General features: G+C 45.2%; 15 protein-coding genes. 14 read left to right on the forward strand and 1 reads right to left on the reverse strand.

Going from position 1 to position 20,816, the window contains the following annotated elements:
- Positions 1 to 39 precede the first annotated feature (39 nt).
- The 14 genes from ACYQ2L_RS16115 to ACYQ2L_RS16180 all read left to right on the forward strand — a co-directional run bounded on the left by ACYQ2L_RS16115 (position 40) and on the right by ACYQ2L_RS16180 (position 20,542).
- Positions 40 to 792 (forward strand): SDR family NAD(P)-dependent oxidoreductase, encoded by a 753-nt coding sequence (locus ACYQ2L_RS16115; protein WP_460057888.1) that lies wholly within the window; start codon positions 40 to 42, stop codon positions 790 to 792.
- Positions 782 to 1,777, forward strand: a complete 996-nt coding sequence (locus ACYQ2L_RS16120) for a Gfo/Idh/MocA family oxidoreductase (protein ID WP_460057890.1) — start codon at positions 782 to 784, stop codon at positions 1,775 to 1,777. Before ACYQ2L_RS16115 ends, ACYQ2L_RS16120 begins: the two co-directional genes overlap by 11 nt.
- Positions 1,777 to 2,802, forward strand: a complete 1,026-nt coding sequence (locus tag ACYQ2L_RS16125) for a hypothetical protein (protein WP_460057892.1) — start codon at positions 1,777 to 1,779, stop codon at positions 2,800 to 2,802. The genes ACYQ2L_RS16120 and ACYQ2L_RS16125 overlap by 1 nt, the downstream gene beginning before the upstream one ends.
- Before the next feature lie 21 nt (positions 2,803 to 2,823).
- Entirely contained in the window at positions 2,824 to 4,242 is a 1,419-nt protein-coding gene (locus ACYQ2L_RS16130) for a putative CRISPR-associated protein (RefSeq protein WP_460057894.1), read from the forward strand.
- Between the two features lie 64 nt (positions 4,243 to 4,306).
- A complete protein-coding gene (locus ACYQ2L_RS16135; RefSeq protein WP_460057896.1) occupies positions 4,307 to 4,939 on the forward strand; it encodes a TM1812 family CRISPR-associated protein in 633 nt (210 codons plus the stop codon).
- Between the two features lie 10 nt (positions 4,940 to 4,949).
- Complete coding sequence (locus ACYQ2L_RS16140; protein ID WP_460057898.1) at positions 4,950 to 5,903, forward strand: hypothetical protein; 954 nt, start codon at positions 4,950 to 4,952, stop codon at positions 5,901 to 5,903.
- A gap of 34 nt (positions 5,904 to 5,937) precedes the next feature.
- Positions 5,938 to 6,612 carry a vWA domain-containing protein gene (locus ACYQ2L_RS16145; RefSeq protein ID WP_460057901.1) on the forward strand — a complete coding sequence of 225 codons (675 nt, stop codon included), beginning with the start codon at positions 5,938 to 5,940 and terminating at the stop codon, positions 6,610 to 6,612.
- A 42-nt stretch (positions 6,613 to 6,654) separates the two neighbouring features.
- Entirely contained in the window at positions 6,655 to 7,050 is a 396-nt protein-coding gene (locus ACYQ2L_RS16150; RefSeq protein ID WP_460057903.1) for a hypothetical protein, read from the forward strand.
- Complete coding sequence (locus tag ACYQ2L_RS16155) at positions 7,043 to 7,765, forward strand: PP2C family serine/threonine-protein phosphatase (RefSeq protein WP_460057905.1); 723 nt, start codon at positions 7,043 to 7,045, stop codon at positions 7,763 to 7,765. Before ACYQ2L_RS16150 ends, ACYQ2L_RS16155 begins: the two co-directional genes overlap by 8 nt.
- A complete protein-coding gene (locus ACYQ2L_RS16160) occupies positions 7,765 to 9,282 on the forward strand; it encodes a protein kinase domain-containing protein (RefSeq protein WP_460057907.1) in 1,518 nt (505 codons plus the stop codon). Before ACYQ2L_RS16155 ends, ACYQ2L_RS16160 begins: the two co-directional genes overlap by 1 nt.
- Positions 9,283 to 9,596: 314 nt before the next feature.
- A complete protein-coding gene (locus tag ACYQ2L_RS16165; protein ID WP_460057910.1) occupies positions 9,597 to 12,446 on the forward strand; it encodes a DEAD/DEAH box helicase in 2,850 nt (949 codons plus the stop codon).
- Positions 12,443 to 14,578 (forward strand): hypothetical protein, encoded by a 2,136-nt coding sequence (locus ACYQ2L_RS16170; protein ID WP_460057913.1) that lies wholly within the window; start codon positions 12,443 to 12,445, stop codon positions 14,576 to 14,578. Before ACYQ2L_RS16165 ends, ACYQ2L_RS16170 begins: the two co-directional genes overlap by 4 nt.
- A 30-nt stretch (positions 14,579 to 14,608) precedes the next feature.
- A complete protein-coding gene (locus ACYQ2L_RS16175) occupies positions 14,609 to 16,846 on the forward strand; it encodes an McrB family protein (RefSeq protein WP_460057915.1) in 2,238 nt (745 codons plus the stop codon).
- A 15-nt stretch (positions 16,847 to 16,861) separates the two neighbouring features.
- A complete protein-coding gene (locus ACYQ2L_RS16180) occupies positions 16,862 to 20,542 on the forward strand; it encodes a DUF2357 domain-containing protein (protein ID WP_460057918.1) in 3,681 nt (1,226 codons plus the stop codon).
- Between the two features lie 69 nt (positions 20,543 to 20,611).
- Here ACYQ2L_RS16180 and ACYQ2L_RS16185 read toward each other — a convergent pair.
- Positions 20,612 to 20,816 (reverse strand): hypothetical protein (locus tag ACYQ2L_RS16185; protein ID WP_460057859.1); only part of this gene is annotated, 205 nt, incomplete at its 5' end.

The raw sequence follows: 20,816 nt of genomic DNA on the forward strand, positions 1-20,816 counted from the left end.
TAAAAAACAATGAGTGCACAATAAAAGTAAGGAGCGCTAATGAATAAGCGCATGAATAGAAACTCAGCAGCAGCAGTAGTTGTCACCGGCTGCGCAGGGGGAATGGGTAAGGCAGTTGTATCTGAACTTCTGGCTGCTGGCTGGCATGTTATCGGAATAGATCAGGAAAAAGACCGGCTGGATGCTCAGAAGGTAGAGAATGCTGCTGCTGATTTTTCCACTGCAATTTGCGACTTGTCAGATTCGAGTTTAGATATAGAGAGTGTGTTGAAGCAGATTCAAAAGTTTGCGGAAACTCGTGCACTCGTGCATTTAGCTGGAATTTCAGCAGGCCATGGATGGGATGGAAACGCAGAAGAATTTTGGGACGAACAGTTTAATGTGCACGTTCGATCTTTTATGAAACTGATTAAGATTTGTACCGAGCCCATGAAAAAAGCTGGATGGGGTCGCATTGTCGCTGCCGGGAGTCCGGTTGGAATTGTAGGTGCTCGTAAACCCGGCTATGCTGCCAGTAAGGCAGCAATGCAGGGACTGGTAATGAGTGCCGCCAGGGCTTATGGAAAGAATGGTATTTCAGTGAATTTATTGCTCCCCGGCCCGACCAGAACCTATATGACCAATGATTGGTCGGATGAAAAACAAGAAGCAGTTGCGTCCGGAACTTTTTTTAATCGCATGGCATTGCCGAAAGAAATTGCGAACGCAATTCGTTTTTTGGTGAGCAAAGAGAATTCATACATGACTGGCTCAATTGTAGATCTGACTTGTGGGTCGATGTATGGGCACTGATTCAAACAAGCAGAATCGCTTGTTGGTTATTGGTGGAGGTAAGCAGGGTGAAGAACATATTACTTCAATCCTGGCTCATTCGGATGCTGTACTTGCAGGGATCTGTGAGGGTGATCAAAGCCGAAGGGAGTATTTGTTCAACAAATATCCTGGTGTCGCGATATATGAAGGACTGAAAGATTTCAGTGGTGATGATTTTGACGGAATTGTAATGGCATTACCACACCATGTGTATCCGCAGATATGGGAATCAGTCATAGACTGCGGTGTTCCTTTACTAAAAGAAAAGCCGTTAGGCAGAACGCCGGAGGAGGCATCTTCCTTTCTTTCAGAATGCCGAAATAAAAACATATCCCTCAAGACGGCCATTCAAAGACGCAACCATCCAAGCTATATGAAGCTACGGGAGATGCTGTACCTCAACAACTCAATGCAGCCTAAATACCAAATTCGAAGTATTTATGCTGGATTACATCTGGGGTTCGCGGCTCCGCAAACTGAAACTCCAGATACCTGGCGTGAAACGAAGGCATTTAGCGGAGGAGGTGCTTTGCTTGATTCAGGCTACCATATGATAGACCTGGTATTGTCACTTGCTGGTCAGTTTAAGGTAATTTCTTCCCATATTGCACGTAGAGAGAATGTATGTTCTTCCAATATGACTGATGATCATGCTGTTGTTTTTGGACGCAGCCTGAACGGGTGGGTCTGCATTGAATCCAGGACGTTCAGTGATATGAAACGTGAACTGGTCTGTATTGAAACAGACAGCGATTATTTCGAGGCAAACCGTGAAGGAGTGTGGAAGAACGGTAAGCAAGTTTTTTCCTGTGGTAGGGATTGGGCCGCAGCAATGAATACGCAGTTAAATGAATTCCTTGAGCTGTTGCATAGTAATAAACTTTATATTCCGGAAATTCGTGATCAGTATCCTGCAATGCGGATTATTGATCAGGCTTATAATATGAATGCCGGAGGACTATAATGCTGTATGAATTGCTGAATACGTTACGAGAATCTGATTACGCAAATAAGTTAAACCCGACTTTTCAACCGGAGACTGTGTTTTCTGAACTGACAGCATACAAAAAGATTCGAAGTAATGCTTTCTCGGACATTACCTCTACCGAAGGCACTTCTTTGGAGCATGTCGCAAAAGCCTGGCAGTTGTACACCGGTGGAAATTATGTGGCATCCCGCAGTGCATTTATGCACATAATAAAAAGCAGTACTGCCTGGCGAGCCTGGGCACTGCATGGCTGTGCACGTAATGAACTGGTACTAGGGAATTGGCGATCGGCTGGTCACTGGGTATTGCTATCAGCACAAGCGGCACGCCGTGAAAATGATAGTATTCAGCTGGCACACAGCTACGAAACATATGCCGAGCTCTTGCTCAGAACTGATATACCTTTGCAATCGCTTGAGGTCTTTGGTCGTGCGGCCTCGCTGGGATTTCAGGATGTATCACATGAGGTTCGACTTCTTATTATGCAGGCGTGTTGTCTGGGACGGCTCGGGAAAATTGTTCAGGCTCAGGACAAGTTCATTACAGCTTTTTTTACACCTGGAAATCCTGATGGTTCAGCTTATGCCCTGGTAAAAGGCTTATTGTCAGCATACTTACGGGAAGACACTACTGCAGTCGGTGAACTTACGCAGATTGCAGATGACTATCCTGATCAGTATGATTTGACTGTCGTTAACTATGCCCTGAAGCAAGTATTGCTTGAGTTGACTCCCCGGAATTCCGAATCACTTTATTCAAGGCTGCATAGTTCTGTAGAAGAAACTCGGGTCAAGCAGGTCTCTCCGGTGGAACAGGCGGTACTATCTGTATTTGTGGAATCAACACATGTTCCCGAAATCACCCCTGAAGTACCAGTGACGTGTGAACAATGCTCTCCGGTTGATAGAATATACCAGCCGGATTCATTCACTGATAATATTATAGTTGAAATAGCGAAAGTCCAAAACATTCGCAGCGCGATGAAATATCTGAATGTTTAATATACTTCCAGGGAGAGGGAAATGCAGAAACTGATTATATGCACTGTAGGCACTTCAATAACCAATGGGTGCCCTTCACAGCGAGAAATAATCCGCGAGATCTGGGAATGGGATGATCCTGTAAGTGATTTTGCAACTGAGGTGCGGGAAAAAATCCGATCTGTAAAACGCGAAGATATCCGGAAGCTTTCGGCAGAGACCAACTCACTAGATAGAATCGGTGTATTACCTGATGACATGGTAGTGCTATTGGCAAGTGACAACGCTCCGGGTAGAGTCAGCGCTGAATCTTTGCGTACAGTTCTTGTACAGCATTTTGCACTGCCTGAATCTCGAGTGGAAGTCAAACGCATCAAAGGACTGCAGGTGCATGATTCTGAACAGCTTCGTACCATAGGGTTAAAGAATTTTGTACACACAGTATTAGAGTACCTGGAAAATCCAGAGTATAATAAACATGCTTATGAAACCATTCTTAATCCCACAGGCGGTTTTAAGGGGGTGCTCCCATTCTTGACTACACTTGGAATGTTGTATGGAAAGAAATCGGTATACATCTTCGAGTTCTCTGGAGAACTTATAACACTGCCACCACTTCCTTTTTCTTTTGATCTCCATCTATTCGAGCGGGTTAAGCCGGGTCTGCAGCATTTGGAGCAGAGTGTGGCTGTTTCTGAACAGGAGTTCCTGTCAAAGGTTCTGAATTACGTGGATGAAGAGCGGAATCTGTTTCTCTCTTTCACGGAGCCTATGGAGAATAAAGTAACCATATCACCACTGGCATATGGTCTGCTGTCAATGGATGAGGGAAATGAAAAACCGCTGATAGCAGAATCCGCCTTGAAAGAATTGGGAAAGATAGATGGTGTCTCTTCTGTGGTTATAAAGCGGTTGATCATGAATTCGAACAGACCTGTGTGGCGAAATAATCATAGTGAACGGTGGCACAGTACTGATTTGCTGGTAATAAAACAAAGCCGGACCGCAGAGCGAATTGCGGGTTTTGTTAGAGACCGGCGATTCCACGTCACCAATGTGTTCTCCGATCATGATGTGTACGAGCGAACTCTGAGCAAAATTTCACGACGGAGTTTTGATAATTCAGTTTTTGTCGAGTGGAATGATGCTGGCGATGTTGGTGTTGAAGAGACCGATCGCGATGCTTTAGCCGAGGAGCGCGATCTTCTGCTGATAGAGAAGCGGGATTTGCAGGAAGCAATGCGAACGCAACAGGAAGCAGCCGTTGAGCAGGAAGCAAAGCTCGATCTTGCACTTGAGGAGTTGAGAGAGTACAAGAAGCTCTGCGAAACGCTTCAGCGTGAACAATTAGCAGAAAAATCAGTAAAGGAAGAAACGGAAAATATCGCTACTCCGGCTCCGGAGACCGTTCTGGCTCCGGAAAAAATATGGCGCAAAATCTTCGGTCGAAAAAAGCAATGAAATACGAGGGAAAGTGTCAACTTAACGAGTATTTGACCCCTATAAGATAGAAAGGAGTGTAGGAATGAAAAAGTTTGTAATTAGTACTATTCCCTTGCAGGATATTGATCCCCTGGTTTATACACCGGAGGCAAACAGTAAGATAGACTATGATAAGGCGGTGAGGTTTCCGGTAAACGCGGTGCTTGCTTCAGATCTTACATCAAAAGATAGTGTAAAGGTAGTGTTGTTGACCAAGGATGATGTCAACGGTGACAGCAAGCGGCAAGCACAGAATTTTAGGTCTGAGTTGTACGGTATTAACAATGAAATCGGTGCCGATATTGAAATTCTGGAAATAGATTCGCCATTTGAAGAAACCAAAACGATACACGATGATTTGTTTCGTCGGTTACTGGACATCCTTGAGGATGATATTGAAATAACTGCAGATATTACGTACGGGCCGAAAACATCCCCATTAATTCTCTTTTGTTTGCTGCAGTTCGCGGAGAAATTTCATGCTGCGGATATCAAGAATATTATATACGGGAAAGTTGATTTTATTGATACTGAAGGTACTGGGGTGCGGCGTGCGCAAAACGGGCAGCTATCCGATATAACCTCGCTGTATTATCTGAACTCACTCATGAATTCGATGGACAGCAGCTCTGCGACTGAAGCCGTAAAAATGCTGGATACAATATTTTCGTTGTAATGGGGGAGCGATGACTGAAAAAGAAGCCAAGATTGAAGCTTTATACCAGGAGCTCTCTCAGATTGACTCCACAAGCGATGTTCAGTTGTATGGAAAAGTTAAAAACAAACTCTTTGCGATCACTTATGAGTACTATAAGCAGCGATATGGTAAACGAGTAGAGACCGACTATGGTTTCACAATAGAGTTTGAATACGGTGAGGAAGTCTTTAAGACGGTTGCAGATTGCCTTGTTTCCTTCGTTAATTCACCTGTTGCTGTCTTTCTGCATTATCTAAATACTTCTGTCAGTCGAGTTGTTAAGTCAGCAAAAGAAGAGGATTATAATCAGAATACACGTGCAGGCATTTACGTTCCCAGAAAGACAAGCAAAAAGGCCAAAGATATAGCCAATGAGGCAGAGAAGGCAGGGAAGAATCTGAATTCTCTGTCTGTTCAGGAATCTCTTTCCATGGAATATGGCGTGCCACTAAAGACCGTACAGCGTTACGTAGAACTGTTAAGTTTCCACCGTGCACCAAATGAATTTGGTGATTCAGACGACGGAGGCGATTCAGATGATGCGGTTTCTTTTTTTGATATCTACAATAATCCCGATGAGATAGCCCACGACAAGCTGCTGGAAAAGCAGATGGATAGAGAAAATGAGTTAAAAATAAGACTATCGGCATTAGATGATATATGGCAGAAAAAACAGGAGAGGGTGCAACCTCGGCTTTCCTTCTTGCTGACAGCACAGCTGTTGAGAGAAATACGTACTCAGGATGGTTTTCTAGATGCCTTCATGGAGCTATACAGAAGCTATAAGTTCATTAATACAGAGGTGCTCGATTCTTTCCTGAAGGATAAAGAGCTGCCCACCCAAAAGGAAATTGCCAGCATATTTGAATTAGATGAAACGCAAGTGAGCCGTGATCTAAAAAATATAAGAATCGATTTAAAAAAGTGTCAAGAATTCGATTAGTTGCCACTATTACATATCATAAGGAGTTCTAATTATGTTTGATCCAAGTAAATTCACAGTAACAAAGGCTCGCCCGATTCCGGTAATACTACTGCTGGACGGCAGCGGCAGCATGCATGGCGAAAAAATTACTGCGCTGAACAAGGCTGTTCATGAGATGATAGAAAGCTTCAAAGGTGAGTCTCAAAAAGAAACTGAGATTCAGGTAGCTGTAATTACTTTTGGGGGCGATGTGAAACTTTCTTTGCCGTTAACCTCTGTGGCGGAGATTTCTAATCCCATGCTGCAGGCGAACGGTGGTACGCCAATGGGAGCAGCCCTGGCAATGGCCAAGGCAATGATTGAGGATAAAGAGACGATTCCTTCAAAGGGCTATCGCCCGACAGTTGTTCTGGTATCCGATGGTATGCCTAATGATTCTTGGGAGCAGGCAATGCATGAGTTTATCTCTTCCGGACGCTCATCGAAATGTGACCGCATGGCAATGGCAATTGGTAACGACGGTGGTGAAGATGTACTGAAGAAATTCCTCCATGGTACTGAAAATCGTTTGTTTTACGCAGGAGACGCCTCATCGATCCATCAGTTTTTCCGCCAGGTCACCATGAGCGTAAGTGTTCGCTCTAAATCGGCAGACCCCAATAAACTGTTACCTTTTTCCCCCCAGGATCCTACAAATAGTAAACTTGCAGAGATCACTGACTTTTAGAGTATCTGTCAAGGGGTAATATCAGCGAAGGGGAAGCAGTAGATGCGAATACATATTATTCACGATACATCAGGAAGTATGACTATACTTGGGAAACCGGTAATAGTAGATATGTCCACGCGCGCTGTTGCTCTGTATTCACGTATATGTACAGATCTAACCACGTGTGAAGTGGATGTGCTGGAGTGGAACGGCAGCCCGAAAGAACTACCGGCAATAATGTATGAGCATGTGGTTAACTACGCACTTGTGCTTACCGATGGCTTCTATTCACGAGGAGGATTCAGCACAATACTGCATAGTATACGTGAACATGGGATCACCTGTCGTGTAGTTCTTTGTGGAGAGGACGCAAGGAGGCCCCGGGAGGACTGGGAGTATTCGGCTGTAGACATTCTGAACGCATTTGATGATGTCCTGAGAGCCAAAAATGTTTAAAAAGTGCAATGTGCATAGGGCATGGGGTGCGAGTGTGCAAGGGCCAGGACATATACGTCAGAACTTGCCGAACCAGGACTCGTTTCTCATTCGCCATTTTCGTTGGGGTTCGGTTGCAGTAGTATCAGACGGGTTGGGGAGCAAGCGATTTTCCCATATTGGATCGAAAGCTGCTTGTGCTTCAGTGGTACAGGCAGTCTGCAAAGCTCGTCAAAATCCAGAGTTGGATGCTCGAGACTTTTTGAGTTTGGTACATGCGTATTGGCTGGTTAACATTGCCCCTCTGCGAGCTGCCGATTGTGCTGCGACATGTCTGTTTACCTATGTAAATCAGGATTCAGTTCTTATCGGTCGGCTTGGGGATGGTCTTATTGGTGTGCTTGGAAAGAATGCAGCTCCGGACCGTCTGTTTCGCGAGCATAAGGGTGATGATTTTTCCAATTCCACCCACTCGCTGGCAAGCAAATACGGCTTGCAGTGCTGGGAACTGGAGCGCCTTCAACGAGATCATTGTTCGACAGTTTTACTGTGTACTGACGGGATTTCCGAGGATATTGCGGAGGGGAGCGAAATAGCCTTTATACAAGAACTTGAACAGACAAGCTGTGAAATAAGCAATCGTAAAAACTCAGTCGAGTCCAAAACATGGCTGGTTAATTGGCCAACAGCAGGGCATACGGATGACAAGACACTGGTCTTTCTCGGAGGGATTTGATGATGAACACCGAAAGTGATATTCCAACAGAACTCTTTGATCGTTTTTTTATTCAACATCGGATTAAAAAGGTACTTGGCGCTGGCGGACAAGGCATGGTTGTCTCAACAAAAACACCAAATATTGCTGCTAAAATTGTTCTGGATGAGGCTGGGAGACCAATAACTAAAGAGACCCATCCGGAACAGTTTGAGAGAGCACAGGCGGCTTTTGAAGGACTTGTGTTGATGCCGTTGCCCGATGGAATAAATGTTGCCCGCCCCCTCACCTTGCTGGAAAGTCATGCTGGGTATGTAATGCGAATTATGGATGATATGCAGCCACTTTCTGGTCTTGATTCATTACTTGCTGTTCCTGAGAACATTACGGACTACCCGGTTTGGATTGTTGGTAGCGGAGATAAAAATAAACCAGAGCCGCAACATCAGCAGCTGTATGTGTACTGTAAAAGTGGTGGCCTGCGTCGACGGCTGGAACTACTGACCCGCTGTGCCTGCGTACTGGCGGAACTACACAGCAGTGGTTTGGTGTACGGTGATTTATCGCCCAACAATATTTTCGTCACTGAGGATCCAACTTATGCACATCAAAATATATGGCTGATCGATTCAGACAACATTTCGATTGCTTCCTTTGATAACTCGATTGGGTCTGGTGTGTATACACCGAGATACGGTGCTCCCGAGGTGGTAACTGGGCAAGCTAAATGCAGTCAGGATTCTGATGTTTATTCTTTTGCAATTATTGCTTTTGAGTTGCTGGCAATGCTTCACCCGTTTTGGGGCGACGCGATTGAAGGGGTTGATTCAAACAATGACTGGGATCAATCGGATTCAGGTATCAATAGCAGGAGTGATATAGAAACAAAAGCATTGGAAGGCAAGCTGCCGTGGGTCGATTGCCAGGATGATGACACGAACAGCACCAATAATGGCTTGCCTCGGCCTCTGGTCCTGTCTCAGGAACTGCAGATGGCTTTTGATACCATGTTTACCAAAGGTAAAATTGATACAGGAAAAAGGCTACCGGCTATTATCTGGCCTCGTTTGTTTGCGCGGTTGGCTGATACAACAATAGCCTGTGGAGAGTGCGAGATGTCCTGGCCTGGTCAATTAGAAATCGAAAATTGTCCCTATTGCAATGCATCATTGCCCGATGTATTGACCCTCTTGGATGATTCCACAGTTTGTTTTATGCGGGAAATTGATAGTAACAAAGCAATTGAAATACCAATGCGTGTGCTGCTCCCGTTTGATGTTCGACTCCATGGTACGCCTGGCCTCACTATACATCTGACTGATTACAGCGAACACACCGAGCTCATCGTTTCCAAACCGGACCAGGCATTCAAGGCTGATATAAGCTGTGAGGTAGTCCTTGGTGAAACAGTTGAGCCGGTATGCCACTCCATCATGATTGAACTCGATACTACTGCCAAAGATAATCTGTACATTGTTTTGAAAGAGGGCGGTCGAACCATCCGTCGACTCAAAGTAGCCATCCAGGAGGCAAAGTGAGGCTTAATGATGTCCCTGTGCTGGACAGTTTTACATATGAATTCCAGCTTTGTGATACCAGCAGTCAGCTGGATGGCATCGGAAGGCTCTTAGCTTATAAAGACAGGTACATTTTTCAGGGCTGTGAGATAGAGCTTGTTCATCCGTCAAAAGCAGCTGATCTGAATCATTATCTGGCAAGAAATCAAGCTCATGCCGCAGAGATTCAGTATCAAGATAAGAGTGGTACGATTCTGATGATGGTCAATTTTTTTGCAAATGAACTGGATGTCGGAGAAATTTCTGTACTTCTCGGAGACAATCTGAACAGATACTTGAAACCCGATAATGGTCTGGCTAACAGCTGTATGTTTAAAATGCAGGGTCAGGAATATTTTATAATTTCTGGTTCACCTGACGAAGGGTCTGCTTTCTCAATTCACACAGGTTCTAAACGTATTGATGTTCACCAAAGTTTACTCTCACGCACCAATCAAACTTCAGGTGAAAAAAAAATCTATTACGAGGCCTGTCGTATTGCCCCACAAAAGAACTTGCAGCCAAAAGCTCATTTTCGCCTGGCCATGGGCAAAATAATATTTTCGGATAAAAAGGTAGCAGTATCTGAATACACTAAGCAGCAGCTGGATGAAATACGTCAGACCACAGGTAGTTATCTGCAGGCGTGGGACGAGTACGCCAAAGTACGCGGAGAGCGAGTGCTTGAACGAGCAAGGGAGTTCGGAAAGCATAGATACATTAACAGAGATCGTTTGCAAAATGGCATGGATCGATTTTATTTTGAATCGACGCTACCTGCCGTAAAAAAGGGTGACGCCGTGGAGCTGGTTGCCACTGAGCCACTGTTTTTGGAAGATCTTGCTCTGAAATGGGATGAATATGTAGAACGAAAACTGAAACGTAAAGAAAATACAAGTATGGAAGAAACGCCGGAATCCATGCAAGGAAAAGTACATAAAATTGAAAATAATATTATGGAAGTTTATTTTGAGGGCAATAAAAAAATAAGTTTTAATGAGTTACCACTGTTGGTACTGTCCACCCTCGGTGAGGAAACGCAGCTGGAACGGCAACGTACAGCCTGGAACAAGATAAGTAATGCAGAAAGCGGAATTCCACACCTGGGACTGCTGTTGGAGGATAGGGGGAAGGTCCCGCCTCAGAAACCCGGTAAGGAAGTACCTATGACTGCGTCGGTGTACAAAAAAATATTTTCCAATGAACCGACACAAATACAGCGTGATGCCATTCGAATTGCACTATCCACACCCGACATTGCACTTATTCAAGGTCCGCCTGGAACTGGAAAGACCACGGTTATAACAGCTATTCTTGAACTATTGAATGTTGCTCATGATAAAACAACATCATCTGCAGGCCGTGTGCTGGCATCATCATATCAGCATGATGCGGTAATAAATATGATTGATCGGTTGAATATCAACTCTATTCCAACCTACAAATTTGGCAACCGGTCGAGTGCTATAGAGTTTCAGGATAATATTCTTAGCTGGATTTCTTCAGTCTCAGACAGGGTTCGTCAGCAAAATCCGAACCTGGTTATTACTCCAAATGAAGCTGCGATCAGTACAGCTGCTGCGGATTATGCTCAACGGCCAACCCTGCAAAAAGCGGACTTCATCTTGTCCTTATTGCGTGGCACAGCCGATATCACTTCTGATTTACGTGAAGCCATACTTGATCAGAAGCGCATACTTGTTTTGGAAAGCAGCCCTGATTCGGCTTCACAGGATCGAACGGTGCGGATTATCCGCAGTATGCGCATTGATGTAGAATCATTTCTAGATGATGGACCTGATCGAGCGCTTGATGTGTATGCCGCGTTGGAAAATGATCTGAAAACCGAGGATCGAACTTTGCTCAAGCGGGCGGCAACAGTTGATCTGAATAATCCTGGCGATATAACAGCACTGATCAAAGAATTGCGGTATCTTAAGCGCCGTTTGCTGGAGCAGTATACACCAAGACCACAATATGCCGGTCATAAGCGAAACGATACGATTCTGGACTTATGCCGAGAGACAGTACAGTGTATACAACAGAGAACGGCACAGGCAACTAAAATTGATCGTGTGTTGTCTGATTGGTTGGCCGAACTTGAGTACAATATGTTCGGCATTCAGCACGACCTCAAAAAATATAACTATGTATATGCGTCAACGACCCAGCAGTCAGAGGGCACTGAAATACGAGCCAGTAAGTATGACCGGAATGATAAACGCTGGTTTCTCTACGATACGGTCATCATAGATGAAGCAGCGCGGGCAACTCCCCCGGATTTGCTTATTCCAATGTGTAAAGCCGCCAGACGGATTATTCTGGTTGGTGATCACCGCCAGCTGCCGCATATGGTAGAGGAAGAAATCCTTAGTCGGATGGAGACACCGGACACCCCGAGCCATGAGAACGACGTGATTGATGCAGATCCTTTTCGGTTGAGTATGTTCGAACATATGTTCACTCGACTGAAACAGCTGGAGGCAATTGATGGCATCTCCAGAACAATAACGCTTGATGCCCAGTTTAGATCGCACCCGCTGCTAGGGAAATTTGCGAGCGATTATTTTTATGCAACGCATGGTGAGGGATATAAATCACCGCGACCGGAAGATGATTTTGGCCACAGTTTGCCCGGCACCACTGGTAAGCCTGCAATGTGGGTAGATGTACCGATGGCTTCAGGAAGGGAAGAGCGCAGCCCTTCCGGCAGTCTTGTCAGAGATCCCGAAGTCGACAAAATTGTCGAGATGCTTGCTGACTGGATGCAGTCACCTCAAGGTGCAGAACTTTCATACGGAGTTATTTCGTTTTATCGTGCTCAGGTTGAAGCTATTCGCAGTCACCTGAAAGACAGATTTGATATTACAGAATCGGAAAGGCTAAGAATTGGCACGGTTGACTCGTTTCAGGGCATGGAGTTTGACGTGGTTTTATTGTCGGTAGTACGAAGCAATAGCAGGGGTAACTTTGGTTTCCTCAAGTCAGTTAATCGGTTGTGCGTAAGTATGACAAGGCAGAAGCGCCTGTTGGCAGTTGTCGGCGATAAAGAATTTTGCACCAGCGTTGCTGCGAGAAAGGCAGAAGCAGTACCCGCATTAGCAGCATTTGCCGATCTTTGCGCACAGCAAGGAGAAATATTATGACTTCCAAACTTTTAGATTTCCCTGCTCCACTGCTTGGGCTTGAGCTTGCTGTTTCAAAACCAGTCTTTTGGCCAATGTATGAGTATACAGTGGGAATATCCGGTCTTGCTGGTGCCGATCGCCAGGTTTTCGAGACACTAATGCTGAAACTCATTGATGCCGGATGTACAGATCCGGTACGTATGAGCCGGAAGACAGGATTGGAGATGGATTTTGTGCAATTCCTGCTGCAGCGACTGGAGCACACTCAATATATCCATGATGATCTGACTCTGACTCTGACTCCGATGGCTGAACGAGCCCTACGTCAAGTCGACAATAACAAAGAGCAGTTATTGTACTTTCTTATATATCGCGATGCCATTTCCGGACAGATGATGCCTGTGATGATCCCTCACGGATCAGAACAGCTGCTGGCAGCAGAGGATGTATCAGAAGGTGAAAATAATGAAGCTGGTTTAGCCCTATCCTGCTTTCAATACAAGCCAATGGGGTCGACCGGCAAAGCTGATCCGCGAACTCACAGAGTAATCGCCTGGAGATTTCCCTCAAGAAGTGAGCCGCACCCCCCTTCAATTATCGAAATCCAGAAAATTGCTGCAAAATATGCACGCGATACTGGAAAAAGGGCACAGGCAATTCGCGTTGAACCTGCGTCAATTGTAGCTCAACCGGTGTATGTTCGGGTTGATGTTATGCTGCAGGCGACAGAACGAAAAGACTGGCTGGTTACCGATGGTTTTGGTGGAGATCTATCGCCGGTATTGGAAAGAGCATTAACTGGTATTGACCGGGATGAACAAAATTGGCTGAAACAACAGAGGAAGAAAAGTACCTCTAAGCCTGTCTCTGCGCAAAGCAGCCAAGCCGTAGGTACATCTGCACCTACAAAACCAATGCAGGAAATATATGATTGCTTACATATAATCCGGGATAACCTGCGCGATTATATTGAGAATCCGCAGACAAGCGACCAACTCGAGGAATACAGACAGATACAGAATAATGCAGCAATAAGCTGTTACTCGGCGTTTGAATGGGTGCTGTTTTATGCAGCTAAAAAACGACCGGGAGAGAAAGATCGTCTCAAGCAGCTTTATCGCATGGGAAATAAGGAAACAATCGGTAATTTTGTAACTGGTATAGCCGGAGAGCTCGATTTTATAATAGAGGCTGCTGTAGAACGGCGCATGCAGGTTAAAGCCGGAACAATTCGAGGCTCAATGAACGGACAGCCGGAGCTGTGGTCATTATTAGCGCTGAATTTTGCCGATGCCCATGAAGACTCAACCCACCCTCTGCACAACCTGGTCGAAAGCAATGCTGATTTGCTTGTTCAATTGTCCGAGCTTGGTCAGAAACGAAATGCTGCTGCGCATGGCGACGGGGCTGAAATGTCCAAGGAAGAAATAGCTTCATGGTTGGATCGAATAACTGCATGCAGCGCTGTCCTGTTACCCGATTTTGATCCTGGCAAGGAGGGTCAGTATGAAGGTGATGTATCACGAGGCAAGACAAGGACCAGACAGCAGCAGCTTCGATATGAGGCTGAGATTCGAGTAGAGGAAGGGCTTGGACTTGCGGTACAGCGTGCCGTACCACAGCAGGTTTATAGCAAGCTCGTGCGAATGGAAATGTGTCGGACAGATAAAGAAGTAATATTTCGTCCCGAGGTTGTTGGAATACTGTACGAGCTGCTTGAACAATGTCTCTGGCAGCTGCTGCACAACTCGTATGCCGATCAAAATTTTGATGGGCTCAATGCTGCTGGGGCTGATACCCTGACACAGAAGGCATTCACGAAAGCGTTTCAGGCAGGTTTCAAAGGATCTATCGAGGAGCTGAAGAGCCTAAGCAGTGCCACCCCAGAGAGAATTCTTGGCAGCCTTGGGGGACGCAAGAACAGTTTGCAGGCTCATTGTATCGCATACCTCTTAAAGGCCGACACACAGGAACTCCAACTGCTTGCACGCGAGCTGCCGTATATGCTCATCAGAACAGATCATGTAGCTTCGCTTCGAGGGCACGGTCACATCTCACAGCTTGAACCGGCGACAAGTCGTCAAATGGTAACTGCGGTCACCTTAGTCTTCGATCTAATTCGTCAAATGGTAAGAATAAATATTTGGTAAAACCACACTCAACATTGCAAGGAAGGAACAATGGAGCAGCAGATAGAGCAGGAATACAAAAAGCTTGAAGAAGAAAAGATGCTACTTTCCCGGAGAGAGGCCGCAGTTCGCAAGAAAGAACTTGAAGCCGAGAATGCATTTCCGGATCTGTTCAAGAAACGTTTTCAGGAATTTGATAATCAGTGCAATGCGAGATTACAGCAATGTAACGAATGGGAGCGTAGTTTTGCCCAAAGGGAGAGTATTATAGCCGAGCGCGAGTTGAAGTTGACACAGCGTGAATCAGAATTAGAAATCGGCATACTTCAGCAAAGGAGTAAAAAACTGCATGAACTGGAGACGGAAATTGTCCGACAGCGTACTGAACGTTTAAACGAGCTGGAAAGAGAGCTTGCAGACGTGCGCCGACAACGCTTGCACGCAATCGAGCAGGATGTCCAGCAGAGCTATGATGAACTTGCCAGACAGCAGGAAATCGCAGGTGAACAAGAAACAGTGGTGCGAAAGAGAGAGTTGGCGCTTGATGAGCAGAAGCAGGATCTTGATTTTGAAAAACGACGCCTGGAAAACGAGAAACAGCGACTGCAGCAGATGGAACAGGAAATTAATGCTGAAGTTAATCGCCGAACGGAGGTGCGGTATGCCTCCTTTGTAGAAGAAGCAAACGGTTATAATGAGGAGCTGCAGCGGCTGCGTAACAGCATACAATCCTCAAGAAAGCTAATGCACTTGTATGAGGATATGAAGAACGAACTTGGTTCAAATCCTCATGAGGCACTCGAAAATCTGGCTCGTCTGAAAGTCGAGCTGGAACAGGCGCATGAAGAATTAGCGAGACGTCCCTCGATGGATTTGGCACAGCGTTATAGGGAAGTAGATGCGGAACTAAACAAATTCCGGCAAAAAGAGCAGGATCTTCATGAAAGAATGACTGAGTTTGAAAGGATAATTCAAGAGAATGTTCGCATGCATCAGGAAATATCCCTGCTAAAAACCGAGAAAACCAGATTGCAAGAGCATAATAACTTTTTGGAGAACGAACAGCAGCGTCTGACCGCAGCCTACAAAACCGAAGAAGGTCGTGAGTCACGTATCGAGGCTATCGAGACTCCCCTGATAAAAAATACACTTAGTCTTATGTCGCAGGAAGCTTTACCTGAGTCTGAAATGAACTGGCTAAGTTCAATGACCGAATCTTTTAAACAGTTTGGTTTTGAGTTTCCCCAACGCCTATTGTATTCTTTTCATACCGCTCTCAAGGTTGCCGAGATTTCGCCGTTAACGGTTTTAGCTGGTGTCAGTGGCACTGGTAAATCCGAATTGCCGCGTTTGTACTCCCATTTTGGGGGAATTAATTTTATGTCCCTACCGGTTCAGCCAAACTGGGACAGTCAGGAGGCTATGCTCGGGTATTTTAACTCTATAGACAATCGTTTTGATGCCCAGGATGTGCTTCGTTTCCTTGCGCAAACCCAACGTGAGCCCGATGATGGCCATGGATTGAATCATGCACTGAACATGATACTGTTGGATGAAATGAACCTGGCCAATGTCGAACTATATTTCTCTGATTTTCTCAGTAAACTTGAGCAAAGACGTGGGCTGTTAGACCGTAACACCCCGTCCCTGGGAATCAAAATTGGCACCGGTCTTGAGGATTATCAAATCAAGCTGGGACGTAATGTGCTCTGGGTTGGTACCATGAACCAGGACGAAACTACCCGCACTTTATCAGATAAAGTAATAGATCGTGGAATTATTCTAAATTTTCCAAGCCCGGACACCTTGAAGCGACGTGAAAAAACTTTGAAACTTGGCGGCAATTCACCGTTATTGCCAGTCGATACATGGAATATTTGGTGCAAGTCTGATAGCGATTTCAGTGTTGAACAGATAGGAGAGTATAAAAGTACGGTTGAGCATATCAACAAAGAACTCGGGAAGACAGGCAGAGCGTTGGGACATCGTGTATGGCAGTCAGTTGAAGCGTATATGCTCAATCACCCACAGGTCATAGAAGCTCAAGTTTTAAATGATGAAAGTGCACTAAAGAAGGCATTAAAAAACTCTTTTGAGGATCAACTTGTGCAGAAGATAATGCCAAAACTACGAGGTATTGAGACAAGAGGAAATCAAGGGGATAGTTTGAAGAAAATTCAACAGCTGTTGTCCGACAAAAAGTACAACCTTGATGAAGACTTTGAAAATGCCAGAGAATTCGGATATGGGCAGTTTATGTGGTGTACTTCCCGGTATTTGCTTTCTTAGTGAGGGGTAGTATAAATGTCGCAATTGTCAGCTGAAAAGTTTTATACACTGCTTTCATCATGGCGTACGGGTATAAATGATTCTGAAGTGAATGAAGCGCGACTTGTTTTTGATGTGCGAAGCCGGTTTAACTCCCTTTGGGACTATGACCCGGTTACTGGCGAAGCACTGATTACCGATCTGTATATGCTGTTATCCCGTTACCGCAGAAACCCCATTACCTGTGATTGCGACTGCCCCGAATATAACGACTGGTTAAAACAGATTGCGGACTATGCTGAACCTGCCATTGAACACCTGATACATCAGCTGCATAACCGAATTGTGCGTAAGCATGCAGTGCTTCCGCTGCATGCTGTACGTAAGACCGACGCCAAAACAGTCAGTTGGTTAAACAGCAAACCTGGTCGCAATGTCCGGGAGAAGCTGGCCGGATCACCACGAATGCTGGCCGTCGAACACCTCCAGAGCTTTGACACAAGTGAAAATCGCCTTCTAAAAGCATGTATAATTAGACTTTGTAAGTTATTGGAGCTTCGTCAGCGTGCAGTTAACGCTCTACATTCGGATGCTTCATATAAAGATGATCTGGTTCTGCAGTTGCATCGATGGCTGAGATCGGACGCCGCTAAAACCATCGGACGCTGGGAAAACCTTCCTCCCAATAATACCCTTTTATCCGATCAAAATTACTGTAAAATATGGAAGTCATGGTGCCGACTGCAGCAGATAGATGGAGACATACAGAAAGATTTCAAGCATCTGAATTCCGGCCGTTTAGCGCTTATGTCTGTTTCGCTTGCAGCTTACATGCAGAGAAACCCATCAGTTCGGTTGGTACAGCAACCGGTAATCTGCGCTTATGATACTTTTGGCATTACACCGGCACTTGGAATGATTTTTGGGTATGCAAGAACCGACAAAAACAATTATGGAAATGTAGAAGTCGAACTAGAAAAATCACAAATTTCGGTGTCTCTGCCGGGTTCTTTTTTTCGGATCCCCGATGACTGGTTTGCTTCCAAGCCAGAGCTGACTACGGCTCAGAATGATGACTTCATACATCGTCTGCTTGCAAAGAAAAAGCTTCCTGTGCCTCAAGCTACACATAATAGCAGAAGAGAACTGGTGGAGGCATGTGAAGCCATAATTCTGGATGTTACCCAGCTACAGCCGAGTTATCTTGCTTGTTTCCGTGACGGGACAAAGGCAAAAGCAGCACAGCAGGTGCCATTCCGCTTGGTCGAGCAGTACTGGAAACTTCAAGAATCCAGCACTGCTGGTGAGTTTGAGATAGACTGTGGTCGTGCCTCTGCACTGCAGCAGGATGATAATCAAAACAGCATCGAAACACTAACTATGCGGGATGTGATAAGTAGCAACTCCAGTCAGCACAAGGAAAGTCGAACTACATCGACAGGCCGTCTGTTCGCGAAAAAAATGGCTCGTTACTTTAATGACCCTGAGGTCTGTACATATTTAATACCTGATTCAGGTGATGACTTTTCCCTGGAGCTTGTGCGAAAGAGTATGAACTTCGGCTTTCGTGTTGCCGAACCCTTACCGCGCAGCATTGCGCGGGTGTTTCAATGGCAGAGTAGCAAGGCATTTGAAGCACAGCATATCCAGAATGGCGATATTGTATTGGTGACCGATGCAGATGATTCAGTATGTACTATAATTCCGCTGAAAGCAAAACATCGCAGTACTGTGGAAAAGGAGCTGCTGCATACAAAGGGTATAACCTGGGAGCGATTACCCCCGTATGAACTATATGTTAATCAGAAGACAACATCCAGGCAAAGTGCGGATGGTTTGCTGCCAGATCTTTTGCAACAGGGTTTTTCCAATGCCGACATCGCGACTGCGTCCGGCAGGCTTACTGTGCGAATTGGTAGTGAAGAATCGTACCACGTTACATCGGCTGACATTGGGCCGCAAAAACAGATTCGCGCCATATCGGAATACAAATCAATTCGGGAGAAATACCGAAAACAAGCAACAGCTGTCCATGAATTGTCAGTAGAGACCTCAGGTGAATTACTGACTGGAGCCCGTGCACTTCAAGTGTGGCAAAAGCAAGTACCTGATACCCCTTTGTGGCGTGATCATCTCCCGCAGCTTGCCATGCAGGCAGAGAAGATGTCAGGGGAGGAAGTGCGTATAGAACTGGTAGGTGATTCCACTACAGTTGTACCGAGACGAGGAGAGTCGGTGAATATTCCCGTTGATGATGGGTTTATCCTGCCGGCAGGGAAAACCTTTTATGAGTTCCCACTTATACAAGGCGGCGGACTAAAAAAACAAAAGTATTACGCATATCTGCATCATGCTTCATTTCCGTTAAAAACTGATGTAGAGTGTCGTCTGGAACTGACATATACCTACGGTGATAATAGTCCATACGATTTACGTTTCGTCCCTGTTAATGGACGTGTAGCGGATTTTACACATATTAAGGTAGTCTGGAATTCAAGATCTATGCGGGACTGGTTGAACCTGCCATTCCCTGGTTTTCCGGAACAGGATACATGGGATGCTATGACTCGCGTGCCTAAGAAAGGCAGGCCTGGAGAAACTATTGATTGTACAGGTCAGTGGCTGCCGAGTGAGTTTAGAAAGATCGATGGAGTGAATTTACATGGTTGGAGGCAATATACCCTGTCCGAAACTATGAAGACCAAAAACGGAGATAACTATTGGATTATTGAGCTGGGCAATGGATCAAAAGCAGCAGTTTATGAAAACAAGGTACTCAAAGCCGAGGCGGCAACGCCTTTTACCGGTGGCGAGCGTGTCTATGCATATGTCGTGGAACAGAAATACGGCAAGCTGCAGGCTGTAGATGTAAGCCGAAATCCTCAACCTGATGAGTGTTTCCTGGCTGGCAGCATTCGCTTTCCAGCTTTATCGGTATGGAACCATGGACGCAGCTTGCAGGATGCCGATGTTCCCAATGACTTTCGCCTAGAGGCCATGAAGGCTATACATAATTCGGAAAAAATTATAGCTAATAAGGAAATACCGGAGGTAATGAAAAACGAGATGAGGCGTTTTCTTTCGTATCTGCACAAGGATGCGCCACAGTCATACTCGGCTGAACTGCAGCAGTTTATATCCAATGAAAATTTATTTAAGCACCGATACAAGGATATAGGGTATGTCATCGGGGATGCAAAATTGAACTGGCAGCGGGAGCTTTTTAACTACGTGATACAGAGAGTTGAAAGAAACTGTGTAATGGGACATGAAATATTGGCAATATCCCTCTGGAGAAACAAGGATTTAGTGTTTAATTTAAAATCCAACCAAGTTAATTCGATTGTATCATCTCTGATAAATTACTTCCATAGTGTTTTTTATGGTGTCGATAGCGATATTAAAGGAATTGATGGAAAAATAACAAAGCATATAGAGTTAGTGCTTGCTCTATGCCGATTACGTGATTCTGATGATGAGGATATAAAAAGAGAACTATCGCCACAGTACAGCAAACAGTTTAAGGAGCTCCAGGAACTGATTGAACAACCTCTTGGTGAAGCCGTTAAAAATAACAAATGGTCACTTGAATCTTTACTATCACTCGAAATAGCTAATAAGAATGAATCCGTACCCGATATTCTATATGCTGCACGTGTTTATGTATCTGGTCGCGAAGAATCCAACTCTATCAGGATTGTTAGGGTAAATGTATAGCCGTATAAATTTTTGTAGCTTCTGTAGTATGTCATCATAATTGCATTCACTTTATCCATCAATCCCTCCTTAATCTGAAAAAGTGTGACTGCAGTCGTTGCATTTGAATTTATCGAAAATATTATCGTCCATGACCTTTCCGGTCGCTGCACCAAGCAAGCCACCACCAGCGGCACCTTTCATGGCTGCGATTATCGCTCCTGAAATTGACCCAACTGTTGTTCCTATAGCGACTCCTGCGGGACCACCATATAAACCCAGGATAGCACCAGCT

Source organism: Spirochaeta dissipatitropha, assembly GCF_054657935.1.